General features: G+C 67.7%; 13 protein-coding genes. 6 read left to right on the top strand and 7 right to left on the bottom strand.

All coding sequences use genetic code 11. From position 1 onward, the window contains the following. Positions 1 to 51: 51 nt before the first annotated feature. From ACFPOU_RS02705 to ACFPOU_RS02695, 3 genes are all read right to left on the bottom strand, one after another. Entirely contained in the window at positions 52 to 891 is an 840-nt protein-coding gene (locus ACFPOU_RS02705; protein ID WP_379716826.1) for a glucose 1-dehydrogenase, read from the bottom strand. Between the two features lie 33 nt (positions 892 to 924). Then, the gene (locus tag ACFPOU_RS02700) at positions 925 to 2,067 is read right to left on the bottom strand and encodes a mechanosensitive ion channel family protein (protein ID WP_379716823.1); all 1,143 of its coding nucleotides are present in this window, start codon (positions 2,065 to 2,067) and stop codon (positions 925 to 927) included. A 276-nt stretch (positions 2,068 to 2,343) separates the two neighbouring features. Further along, positions 2,344 to 2,526 carry a DUF3606 domain-containing protein gene (locus ACFPOU_RS02695; protein ID WP_379716820.1) on the bottom strand — a complete coding sequence of 61 codons (183 nt, stop codon included), beginning with the start codon at positions 2,524 to 2,526 and terminating at the stop codon, positions 2,344 to 2,346. Between the two features lie 408 nt (positions 2,527 to 2,934). Here ACFPOU_RS02695 and ACFPOU_RS02690 point away from each other — a divergent pair, with 408 nt between their 5' ends. Then, positions 2,935 to 3,252 (top strand): thioredoxin family protein, encoded by a 318-nt coding sequence (locus ACFPOU_RS02690; protein ID WP_379716817.1) that lies wholly within the window; start codon positions 2,935 to 2,937, stop codon positions 3,250 to 3,252. Then, a complete protein-coding gene (locus ACFPOU_RS02685; protein WP_379716814.1) occupies positions 3,249 to 4,532 on the top strand; it encodes an MFS transporter in 1,284 nt (427 codons plus the stop codon). Before ACFPOU_RS02690 ends, ACFPOU_RS02685 begins: the two co-directional genes overlap by 4 nt. 45 nt (positions 4,533 to 4,577) lie before the next feature. Here ACFPOU_RS02685 and ACFPOU_RS02680 read toward each other — a convergent pair whose 3' ends face one another. Then, a complete protein-coding gene (locus ACFPOU_RS02680; protein ID WP_379716811.1) occupies positions 4,578 to 6,029 on the bottom strand; it encodes an App1 family protein in 1,452 nt (483 codons plus the stop codon). A gap of 198 nt (positions 6,030 to 6,227) precedes the next feature. Between ACFPOU_RS02680 and ACFPOU_RS02675 the strand changes: the two genes are divergently transcribed. Beyond that, positions 6,228 to 7,313 carry an endonuclease/exonuclease/phosphatase family protein gene (locus ACFPOU_RS02675; RefSeq protein ID WP_379716808.1) on the top strand — a complete coding sequence of 362 codons (1,086 nt, stop codon included), beginning with the start codon at positions 6,228 to 6,230 and terminating at the stop codon, positions 7,311 to 7,313. Positions 7,314 to 7,328: 15 nt separating this feature from the next. Here the strand turns inward: ACFPOU_RS02675 and ACFPOU_RS02670 are convergent, their stop codons facing one another. From ACFPOU_RS02670 to ACFPOU_RS02660, 3 genes are all read right to left on the bottom strand, one after another. Then, positions 7,329 to 7,511: a hypothetical protein gene (locus ACFPOU_RS02670; protein WP_379716805.1), complete on the bottom strand. Its 183-nt coding sequence runs from the start codon at positions 7,509 to 7,511 to the stop codon at positions 7,329 to 7,331. 20 nt (positions 7,512 to 7,531) lie between these two features. Next, entirely contained in the window at positions 7,532 to 8,338 is an 807-nt protein-coding gene (locus tag ACFPOU_RS02665; protein ID WP_379716802.1) for a DUF481 domain-containing protein, read from the bottom strand. A gap of 168 nt (positions 8,339 to 8,506) precedes the next feature. Then, complete coding sequence (locus tag ACFPOU_RS02660) at positions 8,507 to 9,805, bottom strand: NCS2 family permease (protein ID WP_379716799.1); 1,299 nt, start codon at positions 9,803 to 9,805, stop codon at positions 8,507 to 8,509. A 207-nt stretch (positions 9,806 to 10,012) separates the two neighbouring features. On the opposite strand from ACFPOU_RS02660, the gene ACFPOU_RS02655 reads away from it, so the two are divergent. From ACFPOU_RS02655 to ACFPOU_RS02645, 3 genes are all read left to right on the top strand, one after another. Next, a complete protein-coding gene (locus ACFPOU_RS02655; RefSeq protein ID WP_379716796.1) occupies positions 10,013 to 12,259 on the top strand; it encodes a hybrid sensor histidine kinase/response regulator in 2,247 nt (748 codons plus the stop codon). Between the two features lie 77 nt (positions 12,260 to 12,336). Next, entirely contained in the window at positions 12,337 to 13,542 is a 1,206-nt protein-coding gene (locus ACFPOU_RS02650) for a hypothetical protein (protein WP_379716793.1), read from the top strand. Between the two features lie 435 nt (positions 13,543 to 13,977). Then, complete coding sequence (locus ACFPOU_RS02645) at positions 13,978 to 15,162, top strand: glycosyltransferase (RefSeq protein WP_379716790.1); 1,185 nt, start codon at positions 13,978 to 13,980, stop codon at positions 15,160 to 15,162. Positions 15,163 to 15,263: the final 101 nt, after the last annotated feature.

Raw genomic sequence — 15,263 nt, 5'->3', positions numbered from 1 at the left:
CATGTCGCGGGGCGCGGCGCTGTCCGGCGCCGCAACCGGGGCCGGCAGCCTTTACAGGATCGGCGTGCCGCCCGTGACGGCGATGCGCGCGCCCGAAATGTAGCTGGCCTGGTCCGACGCCAGCAGCACATACACCGGTGCCACCTCGGCCGGCTGCCCGGGCCGCTTCATCGGCACCTGCTGGCCGAAGCTCTCCACCTGGTCCGGCGGCATCGTCGCCGGAATCAGGGGCGTCCAGATCGGCCCCGGCGCCACCGAGTTCACGCGGATCCCTTTTTCGGCCAGCAGCTGCGCCAGCCCGCCGGTGAAGTTCGCGATCGCGCCCTTGGTCGTGGCATAGGCCAGCAGCGTCGGTTTCGGATTGTCCGAGTTCACCGAACTGGTATTGATGATGGAAGAGCCGGGCTTCATGTGCCTGACGGCGGCTTTGCAGGTATGGAACATGGCCGTGATGTTCACCGCGAAGGTGTAGTCCCATTCCTCGTCGGGGATTTCTTCGATCGAATCGCGGCTCATCTGGAAAGCGGCGTTGTTGACCAGCACGTCGATGCGGCCGAATTCCTGCACGGCGCGGGCGACGATGGCGCGGCAGTGGGCGGGTTCGGCCAGGTCGCCCGCCAACAGGACGGCGCGCCGGCCGGCCTGCTCGACCAGGCGCGCCGTCGCGCGCGCGTCCTCATGCTCGTTCAGGTAGGCGATCAGCACATCGGCGCCTTCGCGCGCGAAGGCGATCGCCACCGCGCGGCCAATGCCGCTGTCGCCGCCGGTAATGACGGCCGCTTTTCCGGCCAGCTTGCCCGATCCCCGGTAGCTCGTTTCGCCGTGGTCGGCCTGCGGCCGCAGGGCGCTCTCCTGGCCCGGCGGGTCCTGCTGTTGCTTCGGCTGGTTCATCGCATCCTCCTCGTGAATGACTGGCATTTCCGTTCAAGTTGCCTTGGGCAGGCTGCGCAAGGCGGCGCGCTGGCGCGCGCCGCGGTCCTGCGGCAGCTCCGGCGCTCCCGGTTCGAGCGCTTCCTGCAGCAGCAGTTGCTGGGCGCGCGGGGCGGTCGAGATGCCGAGCTCGGCGAACATCTGCATCGAGGCCAGGATGATGGCCTGCTGGGTATCCATGAACAGCTCGTAGTCGGCGTCCAGTATCGTATAAACGATTTCCCACTCGATGTAGTCCTGGGTGTATTTCGACAGGTGCGCGCGGTCGAAGCGCACCTTGTCGTGGCGGGCGACGAACTCGGCCACCGCGGTCGGCACCTTCGCCGCCAGCGCCGGCGGCGTGTCCGGATGGGCGCGCACGTTGTAGACGATGCGGCGCGTGACCATGCGCTTGAAGTTCGAGACCGTGTCCTTGAGCAGCTCGGCGTTCGAGACGATGATCTGCTCGCCGCTCTGGGCGCGCAGGCGGGTCGTCTTCAAGCCGACCTTTTCCACGGTGCCGGAGGTGTCGGAGGTCGAGATGAAGTCGCCCACTTCGAAGGGCTTGTCGATGGCGATCGAGAGCGAGGCGAACAGGTCGCCGAGCACGTTCTGCACGGCCAGGGCGATGGCGATGCCGCCGATGCCCAGGCTGGCCACGAAGGTCGAGATGTTGATGCCGAGGTTGGCCAGCAGGGCCAGCGCGAAGATGACCCAGACGCTCGTTTGCAGCACCCAGATGATGAGGGTATGCGCGACCGTGACCTGGGCGTCGGCCGCCGCGTGGCCGTGGGTCTGGAAATAGCGCCTGGCGCCGACCTTGATGGCGCTGTGCAGGTAGATGGCCAGCTGCAGGCCGAGGGTCAGGAACCACAGGTGGCTGACGCGGCCGTTCCAGGGCGGCGGCAGGTCGAGCGCGGAAAGCCCGATCAGCAGGCTGGTGGCGAGAACGACCAGGTTGCTGGTGCGCGCCAGCGTGCGCCGCAATACGTCGGCCACGGGCCGGTGCGCCGACTCGCCGGCCAGCTGGTCGAGGCGGCGCCGGAACAGGGCCAGGGTGCCATGGATGACGACGAAGCTGGCCACGGCCAGGCTGAGCGCGAACAGCGCGTTGGGAACGGTGATGTCGAGAGAGGTAACGAAGGCGCGGATATCCACTCTGGGCTCCTTTTTTTATGGAAGAGGTGGCGCGAAGGCGCGCGGAGCGCCGGGCGGCAGCCCGGCAGCCCGGCAGGCGGTGTGCGACCCGGCTGCGATCGGATCGTGCGTGGATCGACCGTGGATCAGGCGTGGAGCGGGCCGGTGGACCTGCTGTCGCGGGGATGGCGGCGGCGTGGCGCCGCGGCCGGTGGGACGCGCATGGCGTCCGATCGATGACGACGGGCTCGCCGGGCCCGGGTACCGGGGTTCAGTCGCGGCGCCCGCCAGGCGCGCTCACTTGCGCTTGTTGAGGTGCTCGCGCACCGCGTTGGCCGAAACGCCCACGTCGGACACGGCCTTTTCCAATTCTTCGCGGGTCACGCCAAGCGCTTCGGTCCAGTAGCGTACTTCCCATTCTTCATGCACGTTGATGCGGCTGCGGTCTTGCTGACCGGACTTTTGCAGATTATCGGACATGCTGGCCTCCTGTTGACGAATTAAAAACAACTATGCCAGCCAGCCCCGGCATCGTCGGTTAAGCACCTCACCTTGGGCGCGTATTGCCCGGTTGCCGCGCCGATGTTGGAAAGTTCCCGCGCATGCGCCCCAGCCGCGGGCGGCTGGCCCCCGGCATCGACGAGGTACGAGGTGCGCGCGCTGGCGCCACGGTAATGTACTCAATTGCCTTAGCCATAGTGTGAAGCGTCTTGCCTGCATGCCAGACTGCGCTCGATGGTCGATCGCGGTTCGACCATGATAGAGCCCAGCAGTTCAATTTCTATACGCAGCGGTGACAGCGTCTATTGTTGTAAGTGCAATAAGTCCTTGGCTAGGGCCGGGTGTTTCGGTTACGCTTGTCCGATCGGCACTATTGAGGAGTAACCAATGACTTATGAAACCTCCCAGCCCGAGCGCAGCGCTGTCGACGCGCTGCCCGGCCTTGTCGCTCTCGACTTCGGCACCGACTGGTGCGGCTATTGCCGCGCCGGCGAGCCGCTCATCGCCGCTGCGCTCGCCGGATTCCCAGATGCCAGGCACCTCCAGGTCGAAGACGGTCCGGGCCGCCCGCTCGGCCGCTCGTTCAAGATCAAGCTGTGGCCGACCGTCGTCGTCCTGAAGGACGGCGTCGAAGTCGCGCGCGTCACCCGTCCCGACAGCATCGACGACGTGCGCGCGGCGCTGGCGAAGGCGGTGAGCGCATGACGCCGCCAAAGAATAAGGCGCGTACCGTCCTGTTCGCCAGCCTGATCGGCACCACCATCGAATTCTTCGATTTCTACATCTACGCCACCGCCGCCGTGCTGGTGTTCCCGAAACTGTTCTTCCCGGCGGCCGACCCGGCCGCCGCCGTCCTGCAATCCTTCGCCACCTTCGCCATCGCTTTCTTCGCGCGCCCGGTCGGCTCGGCCCTGTTCGGCCACTTCGGCGACCGCATCGGCCGCAAGGCCACGCTGGTCGCGGCGCTGCTGACGATGGGCATCTCGACCATCGTGATCGGCCTGCTGCCGACCTATGCCAGCATCGGCACGCTCGCGCCCTTGCTGCTGGCCCTGTGCCGCTTCGGCCAGGGCCTGGGCCTGGGCGGCGAGTGGGGCGGGGCGGTGCTGCTCGCCACCGAAAACGCGCCCCCGGGCAAGCGCGCCTGGTACGGCATGTTCCCGCAACTGGGCGCGCCGATCGGCTTCTTCCTGTCGGGCGGCGTGTTCCTGCTGCTGACGCAGTCGCTCACCGAGGCCCAGTTCTTCGAGTGGGGCTGGCGCGTGCCATTCCTGTCGAGCGCGCTGCTGGTGGGCGTGGGCCTGTACGTGCGCCTGAAGATCCATGAAACGCCGGACTTCCAGGCCGTGCTCGACAAGAACGAACGCGTCAAGGTGCCGGTCGTGACCGTGTTCAAGGACCATGGCCGCGCCCTGGTGCTGGGCACGCTGATGGCGACGTCGACCTTCGTGCTGTTCTACCTGCTGACCGTGTTCGCGCTGAGCTGGGGCACGACCGGGCTGGGCTATTCGCGTACCGAGTTCCTGGTGCTGCAGCTGGGCGCCGTGATCTTCTTCGGCCTCCTGATCCCGCCATCGGCGCTGCTCGCGGACCGCTTCGGGCGCCGCGCCGCGATGATCGGCGTGACGCTGGCGATCGCGCTCTTCGGCCTGTTCTTCGGCGCGCTGTTCGTGGCCGGCGACCTGGTCGCGGTGGGCCTGTTCCTGGTGATCGGCCTGTCGCTGATGGGGCTGACCTACGGTCCGCTGGGCACGCTGCTGGCGGAACTGTTCCCGCCCGAGGTGCGCTATACCGGGTCGTCGCTGACCTTCAACCTGGCCGGTATCCTGGGGGCCTCGCTGGCGCCGTACGTGGCGACCTCGCTGGCGACCAGGCACGGGATCGAATACGTCGGGTATTACCTGACGGGTGCGGCCTTGCTGAGCCTGGCGGCCCTGATGCTGGTGCGTAGCGAAGGGCGGCGGACCGGGGTGTCGCTGGCTTGACGGGCAAGCGGGACGGCGGCCCGGCGGGCCTGGACCGGTACCGGTTCACCCCGCCGACAGGATGCCATCGTCTTCCTTCTTGTCCGAGCGCACCGCCGCCAGCCGGTCCACCCCGATCAGCCCCTCGGCCGCCGCATGCGCGGCGGCGAACACGCTGTCCGGCGCCAGAACCAGCTGGGTGCCCGTCGTGCTCACTTCCTCGATCAGGCTGTCGAGCGCGTCGATGCGGGCCGGGTCCGGGTTGACGTTGCGGATGTAGATCATGCGCACCTGTTGCGGATGGCGGCGCACGATCTCGGTATAGATTTCCGGGTCCTTCTCGCCGCTGTCGCCGATCAGCACGAACTGCATGTCGGGATAAAAACTCAGGATCAGCTCGATCTTGTCGAGCTTGTGGTTGCCGTGCTGGGTCGGCTTGAACACGTCGCGCAGGCCCAGTTCGCGCAGCAGCAGGGGACCGACCGGAATGCCCTGCAGCTTCAGGAAATCAACCAGGAAGCCGAACAGGTGCCAGGGGCTGCTCGAGACGTAGAAGAGTGGATTGTCCTCGTTGCCGGCGGCGCCGTCGCGCAGCGCGCGGTAGAAGGCGGCCACGCCCTTGAAGGGTTTGCGCGTATGCGCGTTGGTGCGCGCCAGCATCAGGGCCATGTTCAGCTTGTTCGTGACATTGGTCCACAGGACCGTGTCGTCGATGTCGCTGATGATGCCGAAGCGGGCGCCGGCGGCCGGCACGAAGGCCTCGGCCGAGGCACGGATCGGCGCGCCGTCGGTGCCCTTCCATTCCGGCAGTTCCAGCCCGATCCGGTGCGAGCCGCCGGCCAGCGCGGACGCGGGCGTGATCTCGAATTCGAAATAGCCGCCGCCGTCGGTCACGCTTTCCCAGGTGCGTCCGTCGAAGTGGGCAAGCACGCGCGCGCCGGCCACCTCGTCCGATTCGAGCCGGTGGTACAGTGCGACCAGGTTGCTCCAGCTGCTGTCCTGGCCGGTCTGCTCGCGAAAGCTCGCCTCGTCGAGCACGCGGCCCCTGATCCAGAGCTTGCGCGCGTTGCCGAAGCCGAGGTAGGGCAGCACCAGCAGCGGCCGGTCGCCGCCCGCGCTGCGCAGGCGCCGCAGGGCACCGCCGGCCAGGCGCGCGGCGCCCGTCGCCAGGCGTTCGTGCAGTGCCGGTTCCGCCTCGGCGGTGTCGAGCGCGGCCAGCGGCGCCGGGGCGGTATCGCGCGCGGGTTCGCGTGCCGGATGCTCGATCCAGAGCCGCCCGGCGGGCAGGCCGGCGGCCAGCAGCACCTGCTCGAACTGGCCGGACAGGTCGAAGGGGAGCGCCTGCGGCAGCACGTGCACCTGGGCGCCGGCCGCGCGCAGGCGCGCCACTTCCGCTCCGGAGGCGACGCCCGGGTTCAGATAGAAGGCGGCGCCGGCGTGGTGCACGCGCGCGCCGATGTCGGCAAGGCCGTCCGGGGTCAGGATCAGGAATGCGCTTTCCGGGCTGGGTGTGGTCATCGATTGGACTGTCGCGGCAAAGGGTCGGGCATCCAGTATCGCGTAGTTGGCCGTCGTCCCAACGCACTGCTGGCAAGTGGCGCACCGAGGTGGTGAACTGCGCACGCTAGCGCACAGTCCGATTCTTAGGAACCGTGCATACTTCAGGTATTGTCTGATTGTCATCAGACGCGGAACAGCTTTCAGGATCGACTCACTATGTCTTTTGCCATCATCACCGGTCTGGTCGTACTGATCGTTCTCGCCACGCTCGTGCCCCTGTCGAAACACGCCGAATGGTGGGTGCGCGACTTCGATTTCCCGCGCCTGCAGATCACTTTCCTGGCGCTGTGCGTGCTGGTGGCGGAACTCGTCTTGCTCGACATGGGCGAGCGTACAACGCCGCTCCTGATGATCGTCACCGCGCTGTGCCTGGCCTACCAGGCGTGGTGGATCATCCCGTACACGCGTCCGTTCAAGAACGAGGTCAAGCTGGCGGTGAAGGACGCTCCGGGCGACCGCATCCGCATCCTGACCGCGAATGTCCTCACCCCGAACCGCAAGTCCGACGCCCTGATCGCGCTCATCCGCGAACACCGGCCGCACGTCTTCGTGACGCTGGAAACGGACCAGTGGTGGCAGGACCGGCTCGACGCGCTCGAGCCGGAGTACCCGTATGCGATGAAATGCCCGCTCGACAACCTGTACGGCATGCACGTGTATTCGAAGCTGCCGCTGGAAGACGGCAAGATCCAGTTCCTGGTCGAGGACGACATCCCCTCGATGCACGCGATCGTCGTGCTGCCCTCGGGGCGCAAGGTGCGCATCCACTTCCTGCATCCGGCCCCGCCCAGCCCGACCGAGCATGACGAATCGACCGAGCGCGATGCCGAGCTGCTGGTGGTGGCCAAGAGCGTGGCCGGCCTGGATACGCCGGTGATCGTCGCCGGCGACCTGAACGACGTGGCGTGGTCGACCACCACGCGGCTGTTCCGCAAGATCAGCGGCCTGCTCGACCCGCGCATCGGGCGCGGCATGTTCAATACCTTCCATGCCGACCACTGGTTCCTGCGCTGGCCGCTCGACCATCTGTTCCACAGCCGCCATTTCACCCTTGGCCTGATCCGTCGCCTGCCGCATTTCGGCTCGGACCATTTTCCGATGCTGGTCGAGCTGGTCTACGACCATGTGCGCGGCGCCGAACAGGAGGGCCTGGCGGCCGACGAGGAAGACCACAAGCTGGCCGAGGAAAAGATCGCCGCGGAACCGGTCACCGAGGACGACGTGCACGAGCCGCAGGCGTGACGCGCTCCCCGGCCGTTACGATGCGCGCTTGAATTCCGGCGCCGGGGCCGGATGGCGGCGCGCGTCGGGACGGGTCAGCACGCGGCGGGCGGTGGCGAACGCAACGCCCATGCCGGCCAGCGCGCGCGCCGGCGAGCCGCCGGCCCGCAGCGCTGCGTCGATCAGCAGCGCGGTCTTGTAGTCGGTGCGCCGGTCCATGCGGCGATGTTCGCGTGCGCTCAGAACGAGTAGACCAGCGTCAGCGAGGTCTGCGTATCGGTATTTTTCTTGTCGGCCGGTACGTTGGTATCATTACGCGCCGAGAAGGCCGCCTTCATCTGCATCGTGTCGTTGATTTTCGTGGACAGGGCCGACTCGGCGATCGAGTGCACGTTCGAGGTGCCGCGCTCGACGCTCACCGTCTGCACGAATGCCGCCGACGGGCTGACCTGCCAGCGCAGACGCGCCGCGCCGCGCACTGTCATGCCGCTTTCGAGCTCGCCGGTCTCGCGCTGGCCCCTGAAATAGCCCGGGCCGATTTCGACGTCGAGCACCCTGTCGTCGGTGCTGTAGAGCTGCGAGCCGTGGCCGACGGCGAACGAGGTGTAGCGCGTGTAGGCGCCGAACTTGTCGTTGACGTGCGAGCCGAGGACAAACGCGCGCGCGCCTTCCTTCATCAGCTTGTAGGCCGCTTTCGCCGACAGCGCCCAGCGCTCGGCCGAGCGCTGGCGGTAGCGGCCGCCGTCGTCGTCCGTGATCTCGTCTTCCTTGAAGAAGCCGGCGACGATGTACTCATTGCTCCAGTTGGCCGTTTCGTGGCGGGCGTCGACCTTGCCGCTGATCGAAGTGCCGGTGGTATTGCCGGAGGTGCTGATCGCGCCGAGTTCGGCCGACGTCAACCAGCTGCCGTCGGGAATGGTGTCGGGACGCGCCACTGTCAGGGCGTCGTGGATGCTGCCGATCTCGGGCAGCTCGTCGCCGCCGGCGAAGGCGGGGCTGTGCGCCAGTCCGAGGAGGGCCAGCGTGAAAAACGGAAAAAGTCTCATGGGCTTGTGTGCGGCCGCGCCGCCGGCGGAGAAGCCGGGGCGCGTACCGTCCGGTCGTTCAGCGGATGAGCGCCGGTGCACGCTGTGCGGCAGAGGGGCCCGGCGCTGATTGTATCTTAGAAGCAGTAGAAACGGGTCGCCCGCGCCCGACCGCAACCGCAGGCCGGCTCAGGTGCCGACGTAGACGATCTTGAAAATGAACAGTCCCGCGATCACCCATACCACCGGCTTGACGTCGCGCGCGCGGCCGGTGGTGAGCTTCAGGGCGGCGTAGGTGATGAAGCCGAAGGCAATGCCTTCGGCGATCGAATAGGTGAACGGAATCACCAGCGCCGTGATCGCCGCCGGGATGCTCTCGGTGGTGTCGCCCCATTCGATCTCGCCGAGGTCGCGCAGCATCAGGCAGGCAACGAACAGCAGGGCCGGCGCGGTGGCGTAGGCCGGTACCACGCCGGCCAGCGGCGCGATGAACAGGCAGGCCAGGAACAGCACGGCCACGGCCAGGGCGGTCAGGCCGGTGCGTCCGCCGGCCTGCACGCCGGCCGCGCTTTCGATATAGGCCGTGGTGCTGGACGTGCCGAGGACGGCTCCGGCCACGATCGCGCCGCTGTCGGCCAGCAGGGCCTTGTTCAAACGCGCCATCTTGCCTTCGACCAGCAGGCCGGCGCGGCTGGCCACGCCCATCAGGGTGCCGGTCGCATCGAACAGTTCGACCAGGAAGAAGACCAGCACCACGTTGATGATGCCGCTCGATAAGGCGCCCGGGATATCGAGCTGGAACAGGGTCGGGTCGATCGACGGCGGGGCCGAGAACACGCCCCTGAAGGTATTGCCGCCAAAGAAGAAGCTGAGCACGGTGACGACGATGATCCCGATCAGGATCGCGCCGCGCACCTTCAGGCGGTCGAGCGTGACGATGAGGAGGAAGCCGACGATGGCCATGATCGCTTCCGGCTTGTGCAGGTCGCCCGCTTTCACCAGGGTCGGCTCGCTGCCGACGACGATGCCCGCGTTCTTCAGGGCGATGAGGGCCAGGAACATGCCGAGACCGACCGTGATGGCCACCCGCAGCGAATGCGGGATGCCGTTCACGATCATGCCGCGCAGGCCGAGCACCGAGACCAGGATGAACAGGCAGCCCGAGATGAACACGGCGCCCAGGGCGGCCTGCCAGGCCACCCCCATGCCGAGCACGACGGCGTAGGCGAAATAGGCGTTCAGGCCCATGCCTGGGGCCATGCCGATCGGGTAGTTGGCGTACAGCCCCATCACGGCGCTGCCGAGGGCGGCCACCAGGCAGGTCGCCACGAACACCGCTTCCTTCGGCATCCCGGCGTCGCCCAGGATCGAGGGGTTGACGAAAATGATGTAGGCCATGGTCAGGAAAGTGGTCAGGCCGGCGAGCAGTTCGGTGCGAACGTCGGTGCCGCTTTCCTTGAGTTTGAAGTAGTTGTCGAGCATCGTCATGGAATGGAAGGATGGGTGCGCCGAAGTCGGCGCCTGCAGGCTGCGGTTGGGATGGGCGAAGCATAACACCGCACAGCCCGCCATGGCGGGGAGGGCGGGCGTGGCCGCCGTTGCGTTTCTCCACTCTTTCCTTGCTTTACCTTGCAGGATCGGTATCATCGATTTTGCTGGCTGTCATGTCGACGGCCGTCTACCTGTGAGCTCGCGATGCAAATCCGTGCCTACCTGTACTTGATGGCTGCGGCAATCCTGGTCCCGGTGATCCTCTTCGCCGGCTTCGCCCTGCGCCTGCTGGAAGCGGGCGAGCGCGAACTGGCGCGCGCCGCCGTCGTCCGCGCCGCCGAGCGCGCCGCCTGGACGGTGGACGCCGAATTGTCGGCCCGGCAGGCGGCCCTGGCCGTGCTGGCCGCCTCGCCGGCGCTGGTGCGGGGCGACCTCGACGCTTACCGGACCGAAGCCCGGGCCGCCGCCGGCGGTCCGCACGCCTGGCCGGTCCTGATGGACGTGCATGGACGCCTGCTGTTCGAGACCCCGGCCGGGTCCGGCGCGGCCCGGCCCGCCGGACCGGTTCCTGCCTATTTTCCCGCCATGCTCGCCACCAACCGGGCCGTCGTCACCGACCTGTTGCCGGGGGGCGCCGGCGGGGGGCTGGCCACCGCGGTCGCCATGCCGGTGGTGGCCGGCGGGCGCCGCTACGTGCTGGGCACGGCGTTCGGCAGCGACCATTTCCGGCGCCTGCTGGCGCAGGCCTCGCTGCCCGCCGGCTGGCAGGTCGACCTCGTCGACCGCAATGGCAAGCTGGTGGCGTCGAACCACGGCGCGGCCACGCTGGTGGGGCGCAGCGCGCCGGCGGCGCTGGTGGCTGCCGGCGCGTTAGCCGGCCAGGGCATGCTCGACATGCCGCTGCGCGACGGCGACCCTGGCGCCGTGGCCTTCGCGCGCGCGCCGCTGGCCGGCTGGCTGCTCGCGGTCGGCGCGCCGGCGAGCGCGGTGGCGCCCGCACCGGGCGGCGCGCGGCGCGCGTCGGCGCTGGACCTGGTCGCCGCCCTGGCCTTCGCAGTGGCGGTCTCGGCCTGCTTCTCGCGCGGGCATGCGCGCTCGATCCGGGCTGCGCTCGACGCGGCCAGCGCCCTCGGGCGCGGCGACATGCCGGCGCAACGGCGCTCGCGCATCATCGAGATCGACCGCCTGCTGGGCGCGCTGCGCCAGGCCGGCAATGAACTGCGGCGCGCCCAGAGCACGCGCGAGAGCGCCGGCAGCGAGCGCCAGACCCAGCTCGAACGGGCCCAGCAGGCACGCCAGATGGCCGAAGAGGAAAACCGCGCCAAGGACCAGTTCCTCGCCATGCTCGGTCACGAACTGCGCAATCCGCTGGCGCCGATCGGCACCGCCGCCCAGTTGCTCAAGCTGCCGGACCTTGACGGCCACCGCGCGCGCTACGCCGGCGACGTGATCGGGCGCCAGGTCGAGCACATGAACAGGCTGCTCTCCGACATGCTCGACGTCTCGCGCGTCACGCGCGGCCTGGTGACGCTGAACCTGGAAGACGTCGACCTGCGCAACATCGTCGAGCGCGCCGTCGAGCAAACCCGTCCGCTGATGGAGGAGCGCCAGCACCGGCTCGAACTGCGCGTGCCGAAGGCCCCGGTCACGGTGCGCGGCGACCAGACCCGCCTGACCCAGGTGGTGGCCAACCTGCTGACCAATTCCGCCAAGTACACGCCGCAGCGCGGTTCGATCCAGCTGTCGCTGGCCGCCAGCGGCGACGAGGCCAGCCTGTCGGTGGCCGACGACGGCGACGGCATCACGGCCGAGCTGCTGCCGCGCGTGTTCGACCTGTTTTCGCAGGGCGAACGCAAACCCGACCGCGCCGAGGGCGGCCTGGGCCTGGGCCTGGCCCTGGTGCGCAGCCTGGTCCATCTGCACGGCGGCAATGTCGACGCCAGCAGTCCCGGACGCGGCGGCGGCAGCATCTTTACCGTCCACCTGCCCCTGAAGCATGAGCTGGCGGCGCTGACCACGCCCGCGCCGAGCCTGCGCCGGACCCGCGAAAGCGTGCGCCATGCGCCGCCGGCGGCGCTGCGCGTGATGCTGGTGGACGACAACATCGATGCCGCCGTCAGTCTGTCGCTGCTGCTGGAAGCGGCCGGCGAACACCTGGTCTCGACCTATTACGACGCCGCCAGCGCGCTCGAGTGGGCGGCCTTCGAGCGGCCCGACGTGTTCATCCTCGACATCGGCCTGCCCGACATGAACGGCTACGAGCTGGCGCGGCGCCTGCGCGCGATGCCGCAATTCGCCGATACGCTGCTGATCGCGCTCACCGGCTACGGCCAGCTGGCCGACAAGGTGCGGGCGCGCGAAGCCGGTTTCGATCTGCACATCGCCAAGCCGGCCGAACCGGAAGAAATCCTGGCGGCGCTGGCCCTGGCCGGCGTGCACGCCGAAACCTGAACCGGGCGGCCGGGGGCGCTGGCTCGAAGGGCGCCCGATGCGCTACCATGGCGCTTTCATCGATGATTCCGCCTACCATGCCGAAAAATAAAAAGCCGGTCCCGCGCAAGCCGGCGTGCGCCGCCGAACCCGATACCGATGCGCTGGCCCAGGCCCTGGCCGACCTCGCGCTCGAGGTGGCCGAAGGCGAGGAGACCGACCCGGAGCTGGCCGCCGCGCGCGAGGAAGCATTGCTCGTTGCCATACGCAAGGCCTTGCGCAAGAAGCGCGACGAGGTGCTCTACGGCGCGATCGAACTGGCGCGTTTCACCGATCCCGAGGCTTGCCGCCTGCTGCGCGGCCACATCGGCGAGCATTCGGCCACCTTGCGCCTGCGCCGCGACGACGAGCCCGAACTCGAAATCGACGCCTTCCTGATTCCCCTGTTCGTGCGCAGCACCGGCGGCCTGGTGGCCGAGGAAACTTTCGTCGACGACGCCGCGTATGAAGAACTGGCGGCCAGCTTCGTCGCCGCAGAACTCGACAGTCCAAAGGCCAGGGTCGCCCTGGTGCGCCATGCCTACGACCTTGCCGAGGCCGACCATATCGGTTATTCCGCCTTGCAGGACCTGCTGCGCGAAGCAGCGGCCACGATGACGAGCCGCAAACCGGTCGCCGCGCCCCTGCTCGAAGCGAGCATCCGCGGCTGGACCGGCGAGCGCTTCGCGCCCGACGAGACGGCAATGGAGCTGCGCTTCCTGTTCGGTTTTTCGCTCAAGCGCGTCGACGACCCGTTCTATGCCGTGCCGAAGGACGAGATCGACGCCGACGTGTATTTTGCCGACCGCATGCGCCGCTACCGCGCCTGGACCGCACGCGTGGCCCCGCTGGTGCGGCGCTGCCTGGCGCGCGACCCGGACCGGCTCGGCATCGACTTCCTTTACCAGGACCTCTTCCACGGCGCCAAGGAGCAGGGCGTGTCGGAATTGGCGTTGCTGGGCACGCTGTCCGAGATCAACGGCTTGCTCTCGGCCAAGGAGCTGGCCGCCGACCGCGTGCGCGCCGTCGTCGCGCCGCTCGCTGCCGGCGATCACATCGAACTGCGCGTCAACCTGTACGCGCTCGACGGCGGACCGCCCTGGGGCGGGGTGGCCAAGGCGGTCGACCTGGCCGCCGACCTGGGCGCCGAAGTCGACGAATTATGCGATGCGCTCGGCTCGATCGGCATCGACGACGTCTCGACCGCCGATGCTTTCGACGGCCAGGGCCATCCCGAAGGCGCGCAGCCGTACCAGCCGGGCTGAAGCGACGCGCCGCCAGGGCGCGCCACCGCAGAGTATGCCTACATCCTCTTTCAGCTTCGCCGGTTGACCCGGATTTGACCCGAACCCGCCTGCGCGGCCCTTTTCCCAAGGTCGCGCACGCTTGCGCACGCCCCGCGTATGGATGAGTTTTCGTAGTGGATTTCCTTGTCTCAGCGTAGGATTGCGCCTACAAAGATTCCTGTGGGACACCGTACTCTCCTATGTGGAAATGCTCAGCGTTTCCATAAAGTCCTTTCTACCAGCGAATGTTGCGATGCATAAATGAAAATCATAGTAAATTTGCATGATACGATTCGCTGCTCCGGCATCAACGGCAGGGTGTGAAGCCTCTCCACCGCCGCCTTGAACTGCACCGGATCCAAGATCAACGATCCAAGATCAACTAAAGCGCCACAAAGGCGAAAGGAAACCAACATGCCAACCCTGATCGTGTTTTGCCATCTCCGCTGGGACTTCGTCTTCCAACGCCCCCAGCACCTCATGACGCGGCTGGCGCAACACTACAATATCCTGTTCGTCGAAGAACCGATGCATACCGAAGGCCAGGCCCGTCTCGAGAAGATGGCCGTCGCCCCGAACATCACCGTGTACCGTCCGCACACCCCGATCCAGCAATGGGGCTTCCATGACGACCAGTTGCCGACCCTGCAAGGCCTGCTGGCCGACCTGGTGCCCGAAGGCGAGCGTCCGGTCGTCTGGTTCTACACCCCGATGGCGCTGCCGCTGCTGCAAGGCCTGAACCCCGCCCTGGTCGTCTACGATTGCATGGATGAACTGGCTGCCTTCAAGAACCCGCCGAAGCAGCTGCTGCAGCGCGAATCGGCCCTGCTCAATCTCGCCGACCTCGTCTTTACCGGCGGCCCGAGCCTGTACGAAGCGAAGAAAGACCGCCACGCGAACGCCCACTGCTTCTCGAGCAGCGTCGACGCGAAGCATTTCCGCCAGGCCCTCGACAGCGCCATCTCGCACCCGGAGCAGGACCACATCCCCGGTCCCCGCCTGGGCTTCTATGGCGTGATCGACGAGCGTTTCGACACCGACCTGGTGCGCCAGATGGCCGCCGCCCACCCTGAATGGCAGATCGTGCTGGTCGGTCCGGTGGTCAAGATCGATCCGGCCGAACTGCCGCGCGCCGACAATGTCCACTACATGGGCCAGCGCAACTACGACGAGCTGCCGAAGTTCCTGGCCGGCTGGGACCTGTGCCTGCTGCCGTTCGCCATGAACGACTCGACCAAGTTCATCAGCCCGACCAAGGTGCTGGAATACATGGCGGCCGAAAAGCCGAGCGTCAGTACCCCGATCACCGATGTGAAAGTGCCTTACGGCGACGTCGTGGCGATCGCGTCGAGCGCCGATGAATACATCGCCGCCTGCGAGCGCATGCTGGCCGCTGGCGAGAACGAGACGGCCAGGATGGTCGAGCGCATGCGCGACATCGTCGCCAACACGTCGTGGGACAAGACCGCCAGCCGCATGCATGAGCTGATCAGCACCACGGCGCCGGGCGAGGCCCGTTCGGCCGCCGCCGCCGTGCTCGAAGCCGGCACCGCCGCCCGCGTCAGCCCGCTGCCGGTCGCGCAAAAAACCGCCGCCTGATTGCCAGGTGCGCCGCAAGACCCGCCCGGCCTCCCGGCCCGGCGGGTTTTTTTACGCCCGTCGCTGGCGCCGGCCATTGACATTCGGATGCGTGAGGCATA

It is taken from the genome of Massilia jejuensis (genome assembly GCF_042656795.1).
In the GTDB taxonomy this organism is placed as follows: domain Bacteria; phylum Pseudomonadota; class Gammaproteobacteria; order Burkholderiales; family Burkholderiaceae_D; genus Telluria; species Telluria jejuensis.
Note: the sequence above shows the minus strand (reverse complement) of the source record. Positions and strands in the feature narration are given on the sequence as shown.

What these genes read in the sequence shown, in the direction of transcription:
- ACFPOU_RS02705 (WP_379716826.1), bottom strand. Translation starts at nt 891, where the DNA reads ATGAACCAGCCGAAGCAACAGCAGGACCCGCCGGGCCAGGAGAGCGCC.
- ACFPOU_RS02695 (WP_379716820.1), bottom strand. Translation starts at nt 2,526, where the DNA reads ATGTCCGATAATCTGCAAAAGTCCGGTCAGCAAGACCGCAGCCGCATC.
- ACFPOU_RS02690 (WP_379716817.1), top strand. Translation starts at nt 2,935, where the DNA reads ATGACTTATGAAACCTCCCAGCCCGAGCGCAGCGCTGTCGACGCGCTG.
- ACFPOU_RS02685 (WP_379716814.1), top strand. Translation starts at nt 3,249, where the DNA reads ATGACGCCGCCAAAGAATAAGGCGCGTACCGTCCTGTTCGCCAGCCTG.
- ACFPOU_RS02680 (WP_379716811.1), bottom strand. Translation starts at nt 6,029, where the DNA reads ATGACCACACCCAGCCCGGAAAGCGCATTCCTGATCCTGACCCCGGAC.
- ACFPOU_RS02675 (WP_379716808.1), top strand. Translation starts at nt 6,228, where the DNA reads ATGTCTTTTGCCATCATCACCGGTCTGGTCGTACTGATCGTTCTCGCC.
- ACFPOU_RS02670 (WP_379716805.1), bottom strand. Translation starts at nt 7,511, where the DNA reads ATGGACCGGCGCACCGACTACAAGACCGCGCTGCTGATCGACGCAGCG.
- ACFPOU_RS02665 (WP_379716802.1), bottom strand. Translation starts at nt 8,338, where the DNA reads ATGAGACTTTTTCCGTTTTTCACGCTGGCCCTCCTCGGACTGGCGCAC.
- ACFPOU_RS02660 (WP_379716799.1), bottom strand. Translation starts at nt 9,805, where the DNA reads ATGACGATGCTCGACAACTACTTCAAACTCAAGGAAAGCGGCACCGAC.
- ACFPOU_RS02655 (WP_379716796.1), top strand. Translation starts at nt 10,013, where the DNA reads ATGCAAATCCGTGCCTACCTGTACTTGATGGCTGCGGCAATCCTGGTC.
- ACFPOU_RS02650 (WP_379716793.1), top strand. Translation starts at nt 12,337, where the DNA reads ATGCCGAAAAATAAAAAGCCGGTCCCGCGCAAGCCGGCGTGCGCCGCC.
- ACFPOU_RS02645 (WP_379716790.1), top strand. Translation starts at nt 13,978, where the DNA reads ATGCCAACCCTGATCGTGTTTTGCCATCTCCGCTGGGACTTCGTCTTC.